The following is a 17,865-nucleotide window of genomic DNA, read 5'->3' as shown; positions in this document are numbered from 1 at the left end:
GTGTTCGAGCGTTATAGTGCGAACCCATGACGCGGATCGCGCACCGACACCCACGGTGCCGCGACGGCAGGCGAAGAGTCAGTGGTCGTCACGCGTCGCCACGATTGTGACTCGATTAGGACTGCGAGATATTCAAGAGCGGGTAGGACGAAAGGAATTTTTGATGAAAGTTCTGGTAGCGGTGAAGCGGGTCGTTGATTACAACGTGAAGGTCCGCGTGAAATCGGACGGCACGGGCGTCGATGTGGCCAACGTGAAGTTCTCGATGAATCCGTTCGACGAGATCGCGGTTGAAGAAGCCGTGCGTTTGAAGGAGGCGGGCGTGGCGACTGAAGTCATCGCGGTGTCGTGCGGCGTGATACAGGCGCAGGAAACGCTGCGCACAGCGCTGGCGATCGGCGCGGACCGCGCGATTCTGATCGAATCGGATCAGGAGCTGCAGCCGCTCGCGGTTGCGAAACTGCTGAAAGCGCTGGTGGACAAGGAACAGCCGTCGCTGGTCATCCTCGGCAAGCAGGCTATCGACGACGACTCCAATCAGACAGGCCAGATGCTCGCCGCGCTGGCAGACCTGCCGCAAGCGACGTTCGCCTCGAAGATCACGGTGACGGATGGCAAGGCGACGGTTGCCCGCGAAGTGGATGGCGGCGCGCAAACGCTGGCTTTGACGTTGCCCGCCGTAGTGACTACCGATCTTCGTTTGAACGAGCCGCGTTACGTCACGCTGCCGAACATCATGAAGGCAAAGAAAAAGCCGCTGGAGACGATCCAGCCCGCTGAATTGGGCGTCGATGTTGCGCCGCGTCTGAAGACCCTCAAGGTTGCCGAGCCGCCAAAGCGTTCAGCAGGCGTGAAAGTCGCGGACGTGAAGACGTTGGTCGAGAAGCTGAAGACCGAAGCCAAAGTGCTGTGAGAGGAGGCGAAAAATGACAAATCTGGTGAATCTGGTCATAGCGGAACACGATAACGCTTCCATCAAGGCGGCAACGCTGAATGCCGTAGCCGCGGCGCAGAAAATTGGCGGCGAGGTACATGTGCTGGTCGCGGGCCACAACGCGCAGGCTGCTGCTGACGCAGCGGCGAAGATTGCCGGCGTTTCGAAGGTCTTGCTGGCCGACGCGCCGCAACTCTCGGAAGGTCTCGCGGAAAACGTCGAAGCTACGGTTCTCGCGCTGGTTCGTGATGCGGCGCGGAACTACACGCACATCCTCGCTCCCGCGACGGCAGCGGGCAAGAATGTCGCGCCGCGTATTGCCGCGAAGCTCGACGTCGCGCAGATCAGCGACATCACTGCGGTGAACAGCGCCGATATATTCGAGCGCCCGATCTACGCTGGCAATGCAATTGCAACCGTGCAATCGCTTGATCCGATCAAGGTCATCACCGTTCGTACTACGGCATTCGACCCGGTTGCAGGCGAGGGCGGCGGCGGGGAAATAGAGGCGCTCGACGCCGCCGCAGACAACGGCACATCACAATTCATCAGCCGCGAAGTCACGAAGCTGGATCGTCCGGAACTCACCACCGCGAAGATCATCGTCTCGGGTGGCCGCGGGCTGGGCAGCGGTGAGAGCTATACGCAAGTGCTCGAACCGCTCGCCGACAAACTCAACGCAGCGCTGGGCGCATCGCGCGCCGCCGTGGACGCGGGCTATGTGCCTAACGATTATCAGGTCGGCCAGACCGGCAAGATCGTCGCGCCACAGTTGTATATCGCGGTAGGCATCTCGGGCGCGATCCAGCATCTCGCTGGCATGAAGGACTCGAAAGTCATCGTCGCCATCAACAAGGACGAGGAAGCGCCGATCTTCGGCGTGGCCGATTACGGCCTGGTCGACGACCTCTTCGGCGCAGTCCCTGCGCTGACCGCGACGCTCTGAAAACGAAATACCGAACCGGTACAAACCGACATTAAACCCGTTGTCACTTTTATAAACGGAGCCAATTCAGCATGATTTCGACGACCGATCCCCACGTCAACCGGAAGCCCAGAAATATTTCGCAGGCCGAATGGGATGCTCGCGTGCAAGTCGCCGCAGCGTATCGCCTGGCCGCAAAATTCGGCCTCACCGATCTGATCTATACGCATATCTCGGCGCGCGTGCCGGGCTCGCACGACCAGTTCCTGATCAACCCGCATGGCTGGTTCTTCGACGAGATCACCGCATCGTCGCTCGTCAAGATCGACGTCAATGGCAATCCCATCGACGACGATCGCTTCGAAGTCAATGCAGCGGGCTTCACCATTCACAGCGCGCTTCACCAGGCGCGTCACGACGTGGAGTGTGTGGTTCACTTGCACACGACGCACGGCATGGCCGTCGCCGCGATGGAGTGCGGGCTGCTGCCGTTGAACCAGATCAGCATGCAGTTCTACAACCGCGTGGCGTACCACGAATATGAAGGCATTTCGCTGGAACTCGACGAGCGCGAGCGCATCGTCAAGTCGATCGGCAAGCGCGATTATCTCATCCTGCGCAATCACGGCCTGCTGACGACGGGGCGATCGGTCGCCGAAGCCTTTACGCGCATGTTCTATCTGAACCGCGCCTGCGAGATTCAGGTGGCCACGCTCTCTGCGGGGCAGAAGGTGGTGATTCCTTCGCCTGAAGTCTGCGAGCACGCGGCGAAACAGCACGACGACTATGCCTACCTTGACACGGTTCACCTGGACCGCGAGTGGACGGCGCTGCTCCGTCTGCTGGACCGCGACGGCGCCAATTACCGCAGCTGATCCAGCGTCTGCCGAACCGGCTGCGCGATGAAACGCACTTACATGCTTGCTCATCGCGCAGTCTCAAGACAGCCCGGCCTGGAAACAGGCTCGCGCACTCCACTCAATGAAAGTCGCAGGTCCGCAGTGCATGTCTATCGTTTCGATACAACGCGCAAGATGGAATGGAAGGGCTTGCGATTTCCGTTTGCGTCGACATGGCGGGCCGAAAGAGGGCACCACGTACTCACGCGGCGACTCGGAGAAAAGCCGCTACGACCGGATATCCCGACGCGCATCTGGCCGGAGGAGTTGATCGACGTCTGCGCCATACCGGACCAGACCGGCGCGGCAACGGGCTGGCTCGAACTGGATATCGACGCCTCTGTGACAGCAACCGAACCGGACTGGAATGCATTGAGACAGGCATTCAAGGCGAGCGGCGGATTCGGACTCGCGCTGGCGCAAGCGATGTTCAGACTTCCCCAATACACGTGGCGAATCGAAGAAGTCGCGCACGAACTGGGGGTGACGCGGCGCTCGCTTCAAATGACGCTCTTTCGGGAATCGTACAGCTTCGACGCCGCGTTGCGACGTTGCCGTCGACTCCATGAATGGCTGAGCTTCGGCGATCCACGCTGTCGTTTCGCCGGATTTCCCAGCAGCGCGGCGTTCGCGCCGCCCACCCTGCAAGACGCCTGCGGGCAAGGATGACAGGAAGAGAAATGCACGATACCCCACAAGGCATAAATAGAGGTGACACGGCCATCGCTCTTGGAGAGATGGATCTGGCTTCTCAACTGGAACCCCACACGAGGCGCGACGAAGCGCGCACAACACGCGTTGCGCCGGGCTCGCTCGGCACGACGCTGAAACAACGGCACGTGGTCATGCTTTCGATTGGCGGGAGCATCGGGGCGGGGCTCTTTGTCGGCTCCGGCCACGCCATCGCCGAGGCGGGCCCGGGCGCCATCATCGCCTATGTGCTGGCGAGCCTGCTCGTCGTTCTGGTGATGCGCATGCTGGGCGAAATGGCCTGCGCGATGCCTGATTCAGGATCGTTTTCGACTTATGCCGGACGTGCGATCGGCCCGTGGGCCGGCTTTATGATCGGCTGGATGTACTGGTGGTACTGGGTGCTCGTGCTGCCGCTCGAAGCCACCGCCGCCGCGAATATTCTCAATAGCTGGTTCCCACAGATCGAGGTGTGGAAGTTCTGCGTCGCCGTGACGCTCGTGCTGACGCTGACCAATCTCGCCAGCGTTAAAAATTACGGCGAACTGGAATTCTGGTTTTCGGTGGTAAAGGTCTCCGCCATTATTCTGTTCATCATTGGTGGCGTGGCGGCAATTACCGGCTTTATTCCGGGCGTTCATGTGAACGTAAGCGGCAATGTATTTGGGCAGGGCGGTTTTCTGCCGCGCGGATATGCGCCCATTGCAGGCGCCATGCTCACTACGATGTTCACCTTTCTGGGCACCGAGGTCGTGACGATCGCAGCGGCCGAATCGGCGAACCCGGAAAAAGAAATCTCGCGGGCGATCAACTCGGTGGTCTGGCGTATTTCGCTGTTTTATATCGGCTCGATTTTCGTCATCATTTCGATCCTGCCGTGGAATGCACCCGAGCTGACGAAAATCGGCTCTTATCAGGCTGTGCTGCAGGCGATCCATGTGCCGTACGCCAAGCCCATGATCGATCTGCTGATTCTGGTGGCGGTCTGTAGCTGCCTGAATTCCGGACTCTACACGGCATCGCGCATGATCTATTCGCTTGGCGAGAAAAAGCAGGCGCCGGCTATCGTCAAGTACACGACGCGCAGCGGCGTGCCGGTGGTCGCGGTGCTGGCTTCGACATCGGCGGCTTTTGCCGGCTGCGCGGCCAATTACCTTGCGCCGAAGTACGTGTTCGAAACCTTGCTCTCGACCACGGGCACGATGGCCTTGCTGGTTTATCTGGTGATTGCCGTGAGCCAGTTGCGGCTGCGCCGCACGCTGGTTGCATCGAAGGCGCTGAAGGTTCGCATGTGGATGCATCCGTTTCTTGGGCTCTTCGTTGTGGTGCTGATCGTTGCCGCGTTCGTGGTCATGGTGTGCGGCCAGGATCATCGCGAGGAAGTGGTCTCGACGCTGGGGATGAGTTCGTTGCTGGCGCTGACGGGTATGGTTGTGGAATGGCGTCGGAGGCAGCGGAACGGTTGAGTCGCGTTCGAGTGAGTGCGAGGGCCGATCTGATGATCGGCCTTTGTTTTATTTTCTTTATTTTACATAATAACAATTATCGAAGTTTTAATAGGGTTGAATGATATAATTTGCGAGTTCACGTAGCTGGCACTGCTATTTGGATTCTGTAAAAGTACATACGGTAGTTCTGAAAAAGTACATACTCACCCCGGAGAAGGGCTGCTGGGGCCCAAGTCTGTACTTTTACAGAACTAAATTGATGCTTTTTTGTGCAAAAACCTGCTGCTGGTAAAAACTACAACGCTTTTTGGACCTGAGTCTGTACTTTCTCAGAAATAAAGTCATGCGCTCTTATGCAAAAGACGCAGAGATCCGGCGTCAGGCAACGACGGCGGCAGGGGATGCAGCATACTGATCGACCCAAATCAGGTGGTAATGGCGATTGGGTCAAAAGTCGCTCAACGTATGAAATAGGCCAAAGGACCACTGCATAAGGGTTTGCCAGCTCACATCCTGACCAGTATGAGTAGGGGTAGGAGATTTACAGTCACATCGCCGGCGTTCGATAGGTAGCGCTCAGGCAGCGTGCGACGATGGTCTTCTGAAGAATCGCTGGGGAAATCTCAAAAATTTAACATAATATTTTTGACGGTATGACCCTAATGATTCAGATAGATCTCGTAGGCTGGAAAGCCGTGGGTGAGTGGCGTTGCAACTGCTCCCTCGGAAAATGCGAGATGCTTCGCTGGTCCGCCAATTTCTGGAAGCAGCGCAAGCGGAACTCCACGGCCAGCCCGCAACCATTCCAGCCTGGAACGTTGCACGCCGCCGCCGCGACGCGTCTCAATCGCACTGAGGGCGACTGCAAACGTGCCCATCATGAGCGCTTTTGCAGGCAGCCGATGCTTGAGGGTTGTCGGCTGGGCAGTCAAGGTAGCTTGGCACTTAGCCGTACTGGGCCGGCTTAATGTCCAGTCTGCCAGGTTGCCGGGACCGTCTTCGAAGCAATTTCGAAAATAGGCAATCGCCAAGTCTCGTGCTGCGACTTCGTCCGGGCTAACCACCGAGTTGGCCGCAAGGTCTGCGAAAGTGCGTGTATTGAATGGCGCGGATGTACGACTGCGTCGCCACGCTTCGATCGCGCGTAGGGTGAGCGCGTAGACAGAAGTCACATCGAAGTTTTGCGCCTGTCCGATGCCTTCACGTTTAGGGGCCGCCCGGAGCCGGTTTGACCACCGAAGGAGCTCGACGTCCGGCACATTTTCAATCGTGGAATCTGCGGGAAATGGGTGAAGGCGGCCGGCCAGCTTCAATAGCGATGTGGCGGAGCAGCCCCATTCTGTCCAGTTCCCAACCGCACTGGCGTTTTGTACGAGGAGTTGCTCAAGCGGCCAAAGGCGCTGTTGAGCTTGCTCCAGCCATCGAATGAACGGGTGCAGCTTCGACTGCGCGTCTGCGAGTGTTTCGCGAAAGCGACGCCGGGAAGAGGCGTCAAGCGCAGATCCACAAAGGGGTTTATCGCAACCCTTGCACTTGGATGCTTCCCAGCCGCGTTTCAGGATAGTTTCAACGGTGCCAGTAGCCGCATCGCAGTGAACACATGCTTGACGAAGCGGCAAGCCGTGAATGGCGCATTCATGGGTAAAAGCCATCTGATGCGCGACACTGTGAAAGCCGCCAGCAAGACATTCGGGGCAAAAGGTGAAGTTATGGCGTAGCAGAACTCCGGCCGTGTGCGGCAGCGCGGCGACGAGCTGCTGATCGAGGGTCTCTGCCCATTCAAACGGCTCAAAGCTGGCGTCGAACGCGACGGATATCTTCGCGCCAAACTGACCAGGCGTTTGCGGAAGAGCTACTTTCAATGGGTTTCGCGCTGCGTTCCATCGAAGCGCATTGCGCTCCATAAGTCGGAACGCAAGGGAGATTGACGACTCCGACGTAAGCGGCCGGTCTCGTGCGCCAAGTATGTCGGTTCGGGAAGCTGTTACGAGAGTGGGTTGCGCTGAGACACGTCTTGTCAACTCATCAAGGCTGACACTGATGGGCATGCCGCGCTGGGCCACCGGCAAGCGCAAACGGTTTCCGGTCCACAATTCGCTTGCAGCGCGTACCAGCGCCAATTTTTCAAGCGATATCGAGGACGCGGCTTCACGCGCGAGGGCCTCCACTTCCGCTCGAGTAGCCGATGAAGCGATTGCGGTGAGCGGGATGAGTTCGTCCTGGAGGTTGTGCGGAACTCCGGTGCATTGCTCAATTGCGATAGCTGAAAGGCCTTGATGCCGCAGCCTCAGGGCTCGGACGCAGTATTCAAAAGTCGGATAGAGAGAGGCATGCATGGCGAAGTGATACGACGGCTCAAGCCTTCGTTGGGGACAGAATCGATTGTTAAAAAAACGCGTAATTATTATGTATTGACAGGGCGATTTTTCGAAGTAGTGACGATCAGTAGAATTTCTTCCACGGTACTTATGAACATAAGCGCCATCCGGTAGGTTGTTCTACGAATTTTTATGCAACGGAATCTCGTCATGCAAGATAATCGCGTCTGCCAAATTTTGGGCATCGAAAAACCTGTCATCCAAGCTCCGCTCTCGTGGCTGACCGATGCAAAGCTGGTTGCAGCTGTGGGTAACGCCGGTGGATTGGGCGTGTTGGGGCCAAACGCGGGTCTGACTGCTGAAACGGCAGTCTCCACGCCCGAGGAAACCGCCGAGAAAATGCGTGAAGAGATCCGCAAAACGAAAGCGCTCACCGATAAGCCTTTTGGTGTCAACCTGATTCCGACGCCTGTAAATGACATTTGGACGCCGCCAATCCTAAAGGTGATTAAGGAGGAGGGCGTCAAGGCTGTGCTGTACACCGGTTATGGTGAAGGTGCTGTAATTCCCGCCCTGTTTGACGAATTGAAAGAAGCGGGAATCAAAATCATCTATCGGGACCTGAACCCCACGCCGGAGAACACGCGCGCTGCAGAAGAAGCTGGTGCAGATATCATCGTCGCAACTGGTTTTGACGAAGGCGGCACGTTGCCTGGTACGGCGTTGGGGACTTTCTCGATTGTCCCGCTGATTGTGGACTCGGTGAAGAACGTGCCTGTTCTGGCTGCTGGCGGCATTACCGATGAGCGCACCGCTCGAGCAGCGCGTGCACTTGGAGCGAGTGGAGTTTCTGTCGGCTCTGCATTCATCAGCACGGTTGAAAGCCGCGTGCCCCAATGCGTGAAGGAAAAGATTGTCGCCGCCAACGGGCTAGATCTGCTTCTTTTCCGAACGATGCCTGATTACTACCGGTCGCTGCCGGGCAAGCTTGCACATAAGTTGGTGGACATGGACAAAGCTGGCGCAAGTAACGAAGATCTGGGTAAGACCATGGGTGGTCTACGTGGCCTTCGAATCGGCATGCTGGAAGGCAATACCGATGAAGGCTACATCTCGCTCGGTACGGGTATCGGTAGCATTCGTCGTGTGAAGACGGTCGCGGAAGTAGTCGATGAGCTGACGGTCTAAGGGTATCCCGCCTCATGAGGCGGGATATTTTGCCTTGCATTTCTGCTGAGCGGTAGCCTTGGACGCAAGGGTTGTTTGAGCGGTCAATTTGGACACTAAAAAAGGTTAATGCGCATCGTTGGGCCGATCATTGCTTGCTTCTGATCGGAGTGATAGCGCCAAATGAGTTGAGCCAAGCCACATTGTTCATTGGGCAGAAGAGGAACCCATCAACGCGATCTGACGTGACTTGTTGCCCCTGATTTTCAGCATGAGGGCGCAAAGGAAGATGCGTTATATAGAAGACAACCCCTTGGTCCGTGATGCGCGAGATTGACAGGACTTCACCAATCTGCGCCATATACGAGAGCAAAGGCGGAGTGTCACGGAGCTGAAGCTCAAAATCACCGAGAGCCAGAAATTCTTCGCTAGTCTCAATTTTTTCGAACCCTGATGCATTCAACCATGCGATGGTGGGTTCGATATCCTCATCGGAACAAGGAAGAAAATTAACTTTCAATGGCATGTATTCTCTGGCCGAGTGGAGTGGCATCAACGAAAAAGCGGAGGGCTCACCCCTCCGCTAAGAAGTTTTAATCTACAATGATTTTCCCCGGCTATGACAGCACGATGCCATCGAGAAGAAAGCCTGTGTGCAACTCGATTGGAGTTCGCATGCTTGTGTGTTCGTACGGGTCGTGTTCGTGCCAATGTGACGCAGCGACTGAGGCTACGATACAGAAATACTCCTCCATGTCCTGCGTGTAGGGATGGCTGTCTAGCTCAACTTCATCCTTGAAGATCCAGACAACGTTCAGTCGACCAAAAAGCAGCGGGCGGGCGTAAGTGATTGTCAGCAGGTCCACCTCAATTTGTTTGTTCGCAAACATGACGCAAGCGATTGGATAGCCATCTGCTTTCCTTCTAACCTCTGCATCGATGGCCTCAGCGCGATTTGGCACCTGCTCGGAATCAGTCTCGGGTAAAACAATCACAAGGTAACTCTCCTCGTGTTCTACTTCGTGTCCGAGAAGATGCGAAGCGTTTGCGATAAGAGCGACGTCGCTGCCAAAATCGATTGCGTTTTGACGAATTTCGTCAATGAAAACACCGCTGATATCAGATTTACCCAGTTTGAGTGGTTGGCCGGCTTCATCTGTTGAATGAAACGGAGTTCCTTGCATTTGTAGTTCCTGAATTAGCGATAGCGATAGGTCGCGGCATCCGCGACGATACGTATAGCAACCGAGCGAGCACGGTCAGCGTCGCGAGGCTTTCACACCTCGCGCACGTAGAGTCAGGCCGTGTAGTTATGGAAAGAGCAACTCGCTGTCGCGCTCTTTGGTAAAGAGGGCTAGTGGGAGGAGGGCGAATCGAACCTCAGATATTCGCCGCGCTGCAACTCCACCATTCTCAAGCGCACGTGCGGGATTGCCTTTGCGCCATCAAGTTCAAGATATCGGAGGTGAGTGTCTAAATTGCTCTTGCTGAGATGGCTGAGGAGCATCTCGTACACGAAGTGATCGTCTTCAGACCGTGCGGCTTGAGGTGTCGTCATCAACCATTCAGCGCTGAATTCGTCGAACTGTTCCGTTCTGAAGTAATGAATCAGATCCTCGCGAAAGTCCGCGCCATCCGCGCGTGTAGACGCGATAACGGCCTTCATATACTCGGGATCACAGCGTTCGAGTTCATCGGCGAGTCGCTCGAGGTCAAAGCTGCGCCAAAAGCCGCGAACGGGCGGGTACGCGTCTTTGATGGCGTTGATGAACGCTCGCGGGGTAGCCGATTCCGGGCGCACTCTCAGCGGGAACACTTTGCGCGCGAGTTCTGCCTCAAGGGTTTCTCCTGTAGGAGCGCGCGATTCCACGGATACAATCGCTTGTGGAGCGAGTTGTTGTACTGGCTCGCCTCCAGCAAGCTTTGCAAGCATCACGATTCGTGCTACTGCCTCTTCCTTACACGCAAGCGCGATTGCTGACCAGTCACCCAAGAGGTTCTTGAAAATAGCCATATATGCTTGCATCGCCTCATGTTTCCTGCCAGCGATCTCAAGGCAGTATGCGTAATTCAGAGGGGCAACAACGTCGCTGTTCCCGAGCACTTCATGCATTGAGTCGGGGTAGCGTTCGACGCTCTCAAGAATCTTGCTCACCGAATTGAATCCATCGAGCGTTTGCACGTCGTTCCGAAGAACTGCTTCGAATTGCGCGATAACCTTTCCCTCAGATAGCGCGCCAAATCGTTGAATAAGTGGCGTGGTCGCGCTGCTGAGCGACTGGCCATACTGGCCGCGCGGCTCGTTTGGCATGGCATCATCAAGTTCGTGCGTAAACGTCCAGAACGCGTGACAACCAAATGATTGAAGACTGCGGTCCGAGTCATTGAACACCCACCGAATGCCTTGACGCAGCCCCGGAAAACAGCGCTCCGCAAGCGATGGCGTACGAAGAACAAATCCGAGTGGCGCCAGATGTGAGTTGAAAAAATCTTGGAAGACGTGGGTGATGGTTTCGTGATTCATTGTTACTGTTCGGTTGCTCTGTGATGCGATTTAATGAGAATGTAATTCTTTAAAATCGTCGTGTCGATTGGTTCAATTGGTGGAATCTATTGCATTGACTGTTTATCGTCAACGTATAAATATGGTGTTCAATCGTGAATTGAAAATTCGCAATTTGCATGTTTATGATTTGGTTGATGTTTTCAATTGATAACATGGAAATTATATTTTTATAAATTATTTAAATGTTGATGCGTATTTGGAAAATTCCGGCAAAGAGGGCGTTTCCGTGCTACCTTGTCTGCAAGGCGAGAGACCATCGTTCGTCGCTCGTTGGGGCCGGTGATAGAAAGTTTCGGCGCCGAAACTTACCTCGCGAGTTGTGTCGTCAACGCATCCTGTACGATACGTTGCGCGCAAAACGTAGACTGACCAATCAAGATGACTAGGCAGGTAGGCGTGTCTTCAGCTTGTGTAAGTGCACCACGAAGTGGATTAAGCCACTGGGAGATTGGAATGAGTGAGTTCAAACCGGACGAGCGCCAGCAGCGCCTGATTGAACAAGCCTTGCGGAGCCATCGCGAGGCGCAGGCTCATGGCTCATATGCGCCAGAGTGGCTCGTTGAGAAGTGGAGCAATGAAGTGGGAGTCGACACCCCGAAAAAGAACCTGAAGACTGACGCCGAAGTGAATCCGAAGAACAACGGCGATGCCCAAGACTCCGGGAGAAAATAGCAGATTGTCGCTCTTCAGCAGAGCGGTGCCCTGGTTGTTGCGGTTGGCGCTTCGCCAACGACGTAGGACTGCTCGATTCTTCCATCGTGGCTGTCGTCTGGAATAGGAGCATCGTGATTCGGATGTGTAGCAGCGGAGACTGGAACGTTTGGGCGCGATCCTAGCCATTTCCCAGTGAAAATTTTGCGATACTGAAGCTTCTACTGACCGGACGAAAGTTTCGGCGCTGAAACTTCCCTCAAGTCTTGGTTAATGTGTCGTATGAGACACAGTATCGAACGAAGTGCGCTTAATGTATCCCATGCGACACACGGACAAGTGACCAATGAGCCTCTTTGAACTCGGTGAAGCGTTTCGTCACGCGCGGATTGCCGCAAACCGAACGCAGCAGGAGATTGAAGCATTGAGCGGGGTCTCCCCGTGAAATCCGCGTTTCTACGGGAGAGTTGGAGCCCATTCATCCGGGGCTCCAGCGTCCTTCGTATTCAAAAGGCGGTTTTGATTACGACTCGTCTTCAATGCCGAGGTCGACACCCTTTAGGACTCCGTCAAGCAGGCGATTTCTTTCTGCCGTGAGCAGATAGTAATAGGCGCGGTGCAGGTTTACCCACACGCCCTTGTTCAAATCGTTGTTTCGAGTCTTCATTGTTTCCCGTTGGTTGTCAATTGCTTCACAGATGAGCGCAATGTGCCGTGACCAAGAGCTATCGGGAGCTGGTTCGTATGCGGCAGGCTCGGGAACACCTTCCCAAGGGTCTTCGCCGTTAGCGATTTTTCTGTTGTGTTCCTCGGCCCATGCGTCGGCGGTATCGAGAAAACTTGTGGTGATGTCAGTATCTTCGCTCATAGATTGAGTAGGTGTTGTTGTGAAGGTAATGTTTTCGGATTTCGTAGCAACTTGGCTATGTGATGTGAAAGACGACCGACGCGTTGCTGGACAGCGTTGACTGCCGCAGAATCGAATGTCGAGAATGGGCTTGCTCCGCAGCACTCGTCTTCTTGCGCGAGATCAGTGGGCATGGGCGACGGCGGTACATGAGTGGAACCAATTGCTCGATTCGCCAGCTTTATGGCGAATGATTCAGCTTTCGTTGGTGCTGCGATCGAGAGACGCGGTAGCCGTACTCCGACTGGTGCCGTTCACGACAGTATTTCGATAGAAGACTGCGACTCTCTTGTCGAGTCCCTTCGCCTGCAATCCTTTGCTTTTTCTCGATAGTGCGCAACGTATGTGTCGTTTAGCGTTTGGGTGGAACGTGTAGTCCTAAGGTCTGCGACCCCAGTAAAGATCGAGAGAGGTTCTTCCTTGTATGCTTTGCTGCTGCTGCAGTACTGCTTAGTGACGACGCCATAGTTTTTCGTAGCATGAAGCTGTATGCTGGGCGTGTGTCTCCCAGAGGTGTCGGCGATGCTACGCAGGTCGATAAAATGATTAAATCGGTGATTTACTAATACGCATTGTTTTTTGAATGTATAAATGACGGGGAACTGACGGCGCCACGCGAACATCAGTGGCCATAGAGAATCGTGATTGCAACAAAAGGCTCTGTTGATTGCGAGGGAGCGGATAGATCGCTCCTCAGAATCGTATTTTCTGTAATAGCAACTGAGGCCGTCAGTCTGTGTCAATTCCTCCCGGTTTTCGAGCCAATATGCGGAGACCGGAACCACCAGCACCTGCCTTTCGTCAGTTTTGGAGCGAAGCTCGGGCGGCAGAGCTTCTGAATCGACGACGAAGCAAGTGGTGTCATTGCTGTCAGTGAGCCGGATTGCCTCTATACAGTCGCTCGACGCATTGAACGTATAGACCGCTGTGGGCTCAACTGCGCAGCTTCGCCGCTTAATCATCTCCCACAGCAGGACGGCCAACGCGGCTTCGTCATGCGTGGATTTAGAACTCGCTTTGATGAATTTTTCGAGAACACGCAGGATGTCAGATTCATCTTTAGATTGAAGAAGAAGGCTGCGCACGGGATAGCTGATCTTTTCCCACTGCACTTCAACGGAGCTCATGATGTCGCGATAGGCGTTGAGTGCATAGTAGTAGGCGGTGCTTAGGCCATCCTTGACAATCTGAGCTGCGAGGTCCGGGAAATCCTGCTCGAGCCAGTCGCCAACAACTGAGAGATAGACGGTGAACCAGAACCCAGTGTGGAGGCCGTCATCACAGGCTACCAATTGCCGATACATGTGAACCAAGGCCTCCTCGGGCAGCGCGCCACTTCCGGGCTGACACGTCGCAATGAGTTTGAGCGCAATACTGTTCGCGTCCAACGAGGGCTTCCAAGACGTGTCGATGTAGCGTTCTAGCATCGGTGCATCATCGCTGAACTGTGCTGCTACGGCGTGCGCTGCCCGTTGAATCAGGCCGAATGCAGTGGCAGATGGACAGTTCCATTCACCAGAATCGATGGCGAAAACGATGTCTGACGGTGTCAGGTAGCCGTTGTCGTCATCGTAGTGACCATATGCCTCGCAGGTGGCGAAAAAGTTTTCCTTGCGTAGTCGCTCTGCGACATCTCTCAGTGAACCATATTGGGCGAGCAGCGCGCGGAGTTCGTCTACGAGACCAACGGTCTGTAGTTGCTCATTTAGCTGTGGATGCCGCTGGCCGACTGCCCAGATGAGTGTTTCGGGTACAATAGTGGCATTCTGAAGGCCAATGTAGCCGTTCGAATGATCCAATTCGGCTGCAATAAGCATCGAAAAGACGAGAGAATCGTATAGCGTATGCGAGTCTGGCTGCGACATAAGCTGGATTTTCATCTTTGCTGAGTTCGGGAAAACCTGCTCGCTGACTGGATTATTCATATAGAAAATTGAAAGAGAGGTCTTTTGCGATGGCGTTTCGCGTTATTGTTCGTCACGCAGATCAATATTCTCGAAGAAGCCAATATATTTGGCCTGAGCGGCGACGCTCTGCCACGCTCGTCGCTCTTCGGCGGTCAGCGGTTCGTGGTCTGCAATAGCTTGGGCAATACTCATGGCGTCATTGACATCATCGCTGTAAAAATGACTCGTGACTCGGGCTTCGTCGTCAAACAGCCAAAGTAGATGAAAATTCTCTCCGGGACATGCGCCGGCCCAATGCAGCGCCATTGTGTTCAGGGCGACTTTGCCGTCAGCGAACATGTAGCAAGATACTCGTGTGCCATCCCGCCGAGGTTTTACGGCGACATCGAAGTCAGAGCCTAGATTCCCGAGATCTTTGGCTTTCTTGCCAAACATTGGGATAACAACGAAGTCCTCGTCTGGAAAATTGCTCACTTCGTCAATGAATTGATGAGCAGAAACGAGATAACTTGCCGGGCATTCGTGTTCGAGCGCGAAAAATGCTTCAAAAAATTGGGAATTTAATACATCTTCAGGACATTGCAGTGATTTGCACAGCGATTTTAGATAGTTGTTCATGGAGTAGATGTGTCGAGAACGTGCTTTGGTTTATAACCGCGTCCGGTAAAATCATTTCTTGTTGACTAGATTAATTCGTTGATTTGTATAAAACAAGGGGATTGCTAAAATATCCAATTATTTATACATATATCGTGATTTGTATAAACATTTGTAGTTTTTTACTCTGAAGCCTAGATTTCAGTGTGAGATGTAATGCAGGTTTTAGATGATCCCCACGCAGAGCATCAGACTCCTGAAATGCTGGTTGGCTGAGGAGAGTATCGGCGAGCAGCGGAGCTGTTCGCCGCGCTAGGGCGCGTCCCGAGAATTCTGGCCTTTGGTCATCCAGGCGCTGCGAAGTTGCATTCGGTCGAAGTTTCGGCGCAACTGGAGCGTCAGCGCTGCGGCGGGAGGAAAGGAAATTAAAGGGCGGGGTGCCCGTCTCGTGCCTGGGCACGGATTCCCGAGTCGGTGCGTTGATTCGAAGTGCAGCGGCAGTCAGGAGTGGTATTGGGATAAAACTGGGTGTGATACTTGTTTTTCGTTCAAAAGGTGCAGAAATGAAAGTACATCCCACGCAATTTGATTCGTTCTATAGCGACCAGCCGAACGTAGCTATCCGAGACACCGGCATCGCAAGCGAGTCGGGATGTAGAAAGGAAGAGGCTGATAGGCTGATCCGAAGCGCCATGGACTATGTGCTGGAATTGATTCGCGTCAACGGAGGTCGTTGGAGCTTTTATAGGAACGTCGACGCATCTCTGCTAGAGAGGTGGCTCACAGAGGATCATCCCAACTTGCATCGTTGCGTGATTCGGGCTGGCGTATATGACGCGTTTAAAGAGAAGATACTTGAATATTGCGGGAAACTGTCAGCGGCGACGGAGCTTGCAGAAATGTATCTAAAAAAATATTTCTGGTCATTGCATTTCGCTCTCATCAAACCGTTCCGCCTCGACGAGAAAGGTCGAGAAATGAGATATGAGCCGCGCAACGTCGACACAGAGCGCTATTTTCCTGGAGTCGCAAGTTATATCGAAAGCAGAGGAGTTGGACATATCGAGGAGCTACCGACTATGGTTGCGCTGCTCGTCGACCGAGTCCTGCGCATTAACAATGCAAGTCGTCACAACAACGCACACATCGCTCTACATTCGAAGCTCAGCGAGTACTGCAACGAATGGTGTGACCTGGAAAGAGTCAAGGGCACTCATGTGGGGGCGGCTTTTCTCATGCACCGAGTCCAATTTAGCGGAGAACTTTTTAATCTTACGCCTGAGAAGTATGCCTTTGTTGTGAGGATGCCTGTCGGCACGTCGGTGGATTCCCTTATTCAGGGTGCAGGCGCTACTACTTACGTCGATGGTCAGGAGGATGAAGCCGGATGTTACATTGCGCTGTCAAGGGCGAAGGTCGCAATTCCCATCCACAACAAGGACGTGTTGCTCAAATTTCGTAATTCTCTACCTGTCGTTTTCCTGTTAGACGAGGAAATGGTGCTAGTAGAGTACGAATGGAATCCGACTGCATTTGGGAGCGACCTGATTGCAACTGCGGGCAACCCAGCCAGTCCCGCGAGAGATTGCAATTTTGGGGGGTGCTGCGAGACTGCGACCGACAAAACGGAGGACACCATGGTTTTAGTGGACGTTCGTGCGATGCCGGTTTTGCCGGGTGCGTCAGCCTGTTTCACCGCTGACTATTCGGAGCCTACTTGGGATGACTCTATCCCGTTCTGATAATTGCAGACCACCGTGGCCTCTCCCGAAACTCGGGGAGCACCGGAAGCGGAGCGCTTACAAAACCTAAACCACTGTGCCGCAACCGGTGTTGCTCTAACGGGGAGGCTCGCTTGCCAGCTTATAGCAACGAAAAGTCCGGTATCACATGATGGCAGGCCTCATCACTGGATGAAGGCCTCGTAGTGATAGCGAGTGCGAGACTGATGCCGACGTTGGCACCAGACTGCGACTGTATATACGTGACTGGCCGACTTTCCGTACCCGTCGCGTTCTGCGGCGCATACCACGTTCAAAGGTAGGTGGCCTGGGGGTAGTTCGGCGGCGCAGGCGGGAACAACACAGAAAACATTGTCACCGTCTCCTTGCGTGGGCTTCGGAGGTCCTTCGACAAACACCATGCGTACCGGTGCGTTCGAGGCCAAATCGAACCAGAGCAATGCCGCGATTGGCAGCGACTATTTTGGCCGAGTGTCATGGCCGACGTGTGTGCCTCCTAAAAGCAACGGGTTTCAGAGTAGACCGCTTTGCCAGCGGCTGTCAGGTGCTGAATGTTTCCGAAGTTGCCCCAAAACATACTCATCTCGCCGTATATCTCGCGGCAGGCGCCTAAAGCCTCAGGGGCGTGGAAATCGACGATCATGCGTATCTCATCGGCCTCTCGCACAAGTTCATGTATTTCGCATTAAAACCTTCGACCGACATTGTCGCGGTCCACACGATGTTAAGGCCGGTCGTCAAATGTGACAGCGGAAGAGTGATCTCCGGCGGCCAGAGACGAAACGGGATACAGATCCGTTTTTCATTTGAGATGAAAAGAGTGAATGTCTCAAAGAATGCAAAATGCATTCAAACGAGAAATATTTTAATTAAGTTTCAGCGATGAAACATTTTTTTAATCTCTTATGCGCTTTGAGTTTAACGCGATCATAATAATTGCTTATCGTAAGAGATAGAAAGCAAAATGTTATGAGATTTTTATTGCTATTTTGTGGCTGTTTCGAGCAAATCAATTTTCTGTCGCGCGATGTTGTGCTGTTTATTGTGCTACGCAGACCTTATCTTTCTTTCCAAACCTTTCTTCAGTTTTATGGGGTGACATAAAGAGGGGGTA

15 protein-coding genes are annotated in these 17,865 nt (G+C 54.1%); 8 read left to right on the top strand and 7 right to left on the bottom strand.

From position 1 onward, the window contains the following. Window positions 1-163: 163 nt before the first annotated feature. From F3J17_RS05020 to F3J17_RS05000, 5 genes are all read left to right on the top strand, one after another. Window positions 164-913 carry an electron transfer flavoprotein subunit beta/FixA family protein gene (locus F3J17_RS05020; protein ID WP_167054321.1) on the top strand — a complete coding sequence of 250 codons (750 nt, stop codon included), beginning with the start codon at window positions 164-166 and terminating at the stop codon, window positions 911-913. 22 nt (window positions 914-935) lie between these two features. Further along, window positions 936-1,880: an electron transfer flavoprotein subunit alpha/FixB family protein gene (locus F3J17_RS05015; protein ID WP_167054544.1), complete on the top strand. Its 945-nt coding sequence runs from the start codon at window positions 936-938 to the stop codon at window positions 1,878-1,880. 71 nt (window positions 1,881-1,951) lie between these two features. Further along, complete coding sequence (locus F3J17_RS05010; protein ID WP_167054319.1) at window positions 1,952-2,734, top strand: class II aldolase/adducin family protein; 783 nt, start codon at window positions 1,952-1,954, stop codon at window positions 2,732-2,734. 27 nt (window positions 2,735-2,761) lie between these two features. Next, entirely contained in the window at window positions 2,762-3,427 is a 666-nt protein-coding gene (locus F3J17_RS05005) for a hypothetical protein (protein ID WP_167054317.1), read from the top strand. A gap of 176 nt (window positions 3,428-3,603) precedes the next feature. Continuing rightward, the gene (locus F3J17_RS05000) at window positions 3,604-4,914 is read left to right on the top strand and encodes an amino acid permease (protein WP_240160812.1); all 1,311 of its coding nucleotides are present in this window, start codon (window positions 3,604-3,606) and stop codon (window positions 4,912-4,914) included. 641 nt (window positions 4,915-5,555) lie between these two features. Here F3J17_RS05000 and F3J17_RS04995 read toward each other — a convergent pair. Further along, window positions 5,556-7,232, bottom strand: coding sequence for a hypothetical protein (locus F3J17_RS04995; RefSeq protein WP_167054313.1), 1,677 nt, complete (start codon window positions 7,230-7,232; stop codon window positions 5,556-5,558). Window positions 7,233-7,424: 192 nt separating this feature from the next. On the opposite strand from F3J17_RS04995, the gene F3J17_RS04990 reads away from it, so the two are divergent. Beyond that, complete coding sequence (locus F3J17_RS04990) at window positions 7,425-8,402, top strand: nitronate monooxygenase (RefSeq protein ID WP_167054310.1); 978 nt, start codon at window positions 7,425-7,427, stop codon at window positions 8,400-8,402. Window positions 8,403-8,529: 127 nt separating this feature from the next. Here the strand turns inward: F3J17_RS04990 and F3J17_RS04985 are convergent, their stop codons facing one another. The 3 genes from F3J17_RS04985 to F3J17_RS04975 all read right to left on the bottom strand — a co-directional run bounded on the left by F3J17_RS04985 (window position 8,530) and on the right by F3J17_RS04975 (window position 10,905). Beyond that, entirely contained in the window at window positions 8,530-8,907 is a 378-nt protein-coding gene (locus F3J17_RS04985) for a hypothetical protein (RefSeq protein ID WP_167054308.1), read from the bottom strand. A 91-nt stretch (window positions 8,908-8,998) separates the two neighbouring features. Continuing rightward, a complete protein-coding gene (locus tag F3J17_RS04980) occupies window positions 8,999-9,565 on the bottom strand; it encodes a hypothetical protein (RefSeq protein WP_167054306.1) in 567 nt (188 codons plus the stop codon). Between the two features lie 170 nt (window positions 9,566-9,735). After that, entirely contained in the window at window positions 9,736-10,905 is a 1,170-nt protein-coding gene (locus F3J17_RS04975; protein ID WP_167054304.1) for a hypothetical protein, read from the bottom strand. A 495-nt stretch (window positions 10,906-11,400) separates the two neighbouring features. Here F3J17_RS04975 and F3J17_RS04970 point away from each other — a divergent pair, with 495 nt between their 5' ends. Continuing rightward, window positions 11,401-11,619: a hypothetical protein gene (locus F3J17_RS04970; protein ID WP_167054302.1), complete on the top strand. Its 219-nt coding sequence runs from the start codon at window positions 11,401-11,403 to the stop codon at window positions 11,617-11,619. A gap of 502 nt (window positions 11,620-12,121) precedes the next feature. On the opposite strand, the gene F3J17_RS04965 is transcribed toward F3J17_RS04970, so the two are convergent. From F3J17_RS04965 to F3J17_RS04955, 3 genes are all read right to left on the bottom strand, one after another. Next, entirely contained in the window at window positions 12,122-12,466 is a 345-nt protein-coding gene (locus tag F3J17_RS04965; RefSeq protein WP_167054300.1) for a hypothetical protein, read from the bottom strand. Between the two features lie 293 nt (window positions 12,467-12,759). After that, complete coding sequence (locus F3J17_RS04960; RefSeq protein WP_167054298.1) at window positions 12,760-14,430, bottom strand: hypothetical protein; 1,671 nt, start codon at window positions 14,428-14,430, stop codon at window positions 12,760-12,762. Between the two features lie 42 nt (window positions 14,431-14,472). Beyond that, complete coding sequence (locus F3J17_RS04955; RefSeq protein WP_167054296.1) at window positions 14,473-15,030, bottom strand: hypothetical protein; 558 nt, start codon at window positions 15,028-15,030, stop codon at window positions 14,473-14,475. A gap of 542 nt (window positions 15,031-15,572) precedes the next feature. On the opposite strand from F3J17_RS04955, the gene F3J17_RS04950 reads away from it, so the two are divergent. Continuing rightward, the gene (locus tag F3J17_RS04950) at window positions 15,573-16,751 is read left to right on the top strand and encodes a hypothetical protein (protein ID WP_167054294.1); all 1,179 of its coding nucleotides are present in this window, start codon (window positions 15,573-15,575) and stop codon (window positions 16,749-16,751) included. Window positions 16,752-17,865 lie beyond the last annotated feature (1,114 nt).

This window comes from Burkholderia sp. Ax-1719 (assembly GCF_011753055.1).
Lineage (GTDB): Bacteria > Pseudomonadota > Gammaproteobacteria > Burkholderiales > Burkholderiaceae > Paraburkholderia.
This window is presented reverse-complemented; position numbering and strand designations above follow the sequence as displayed.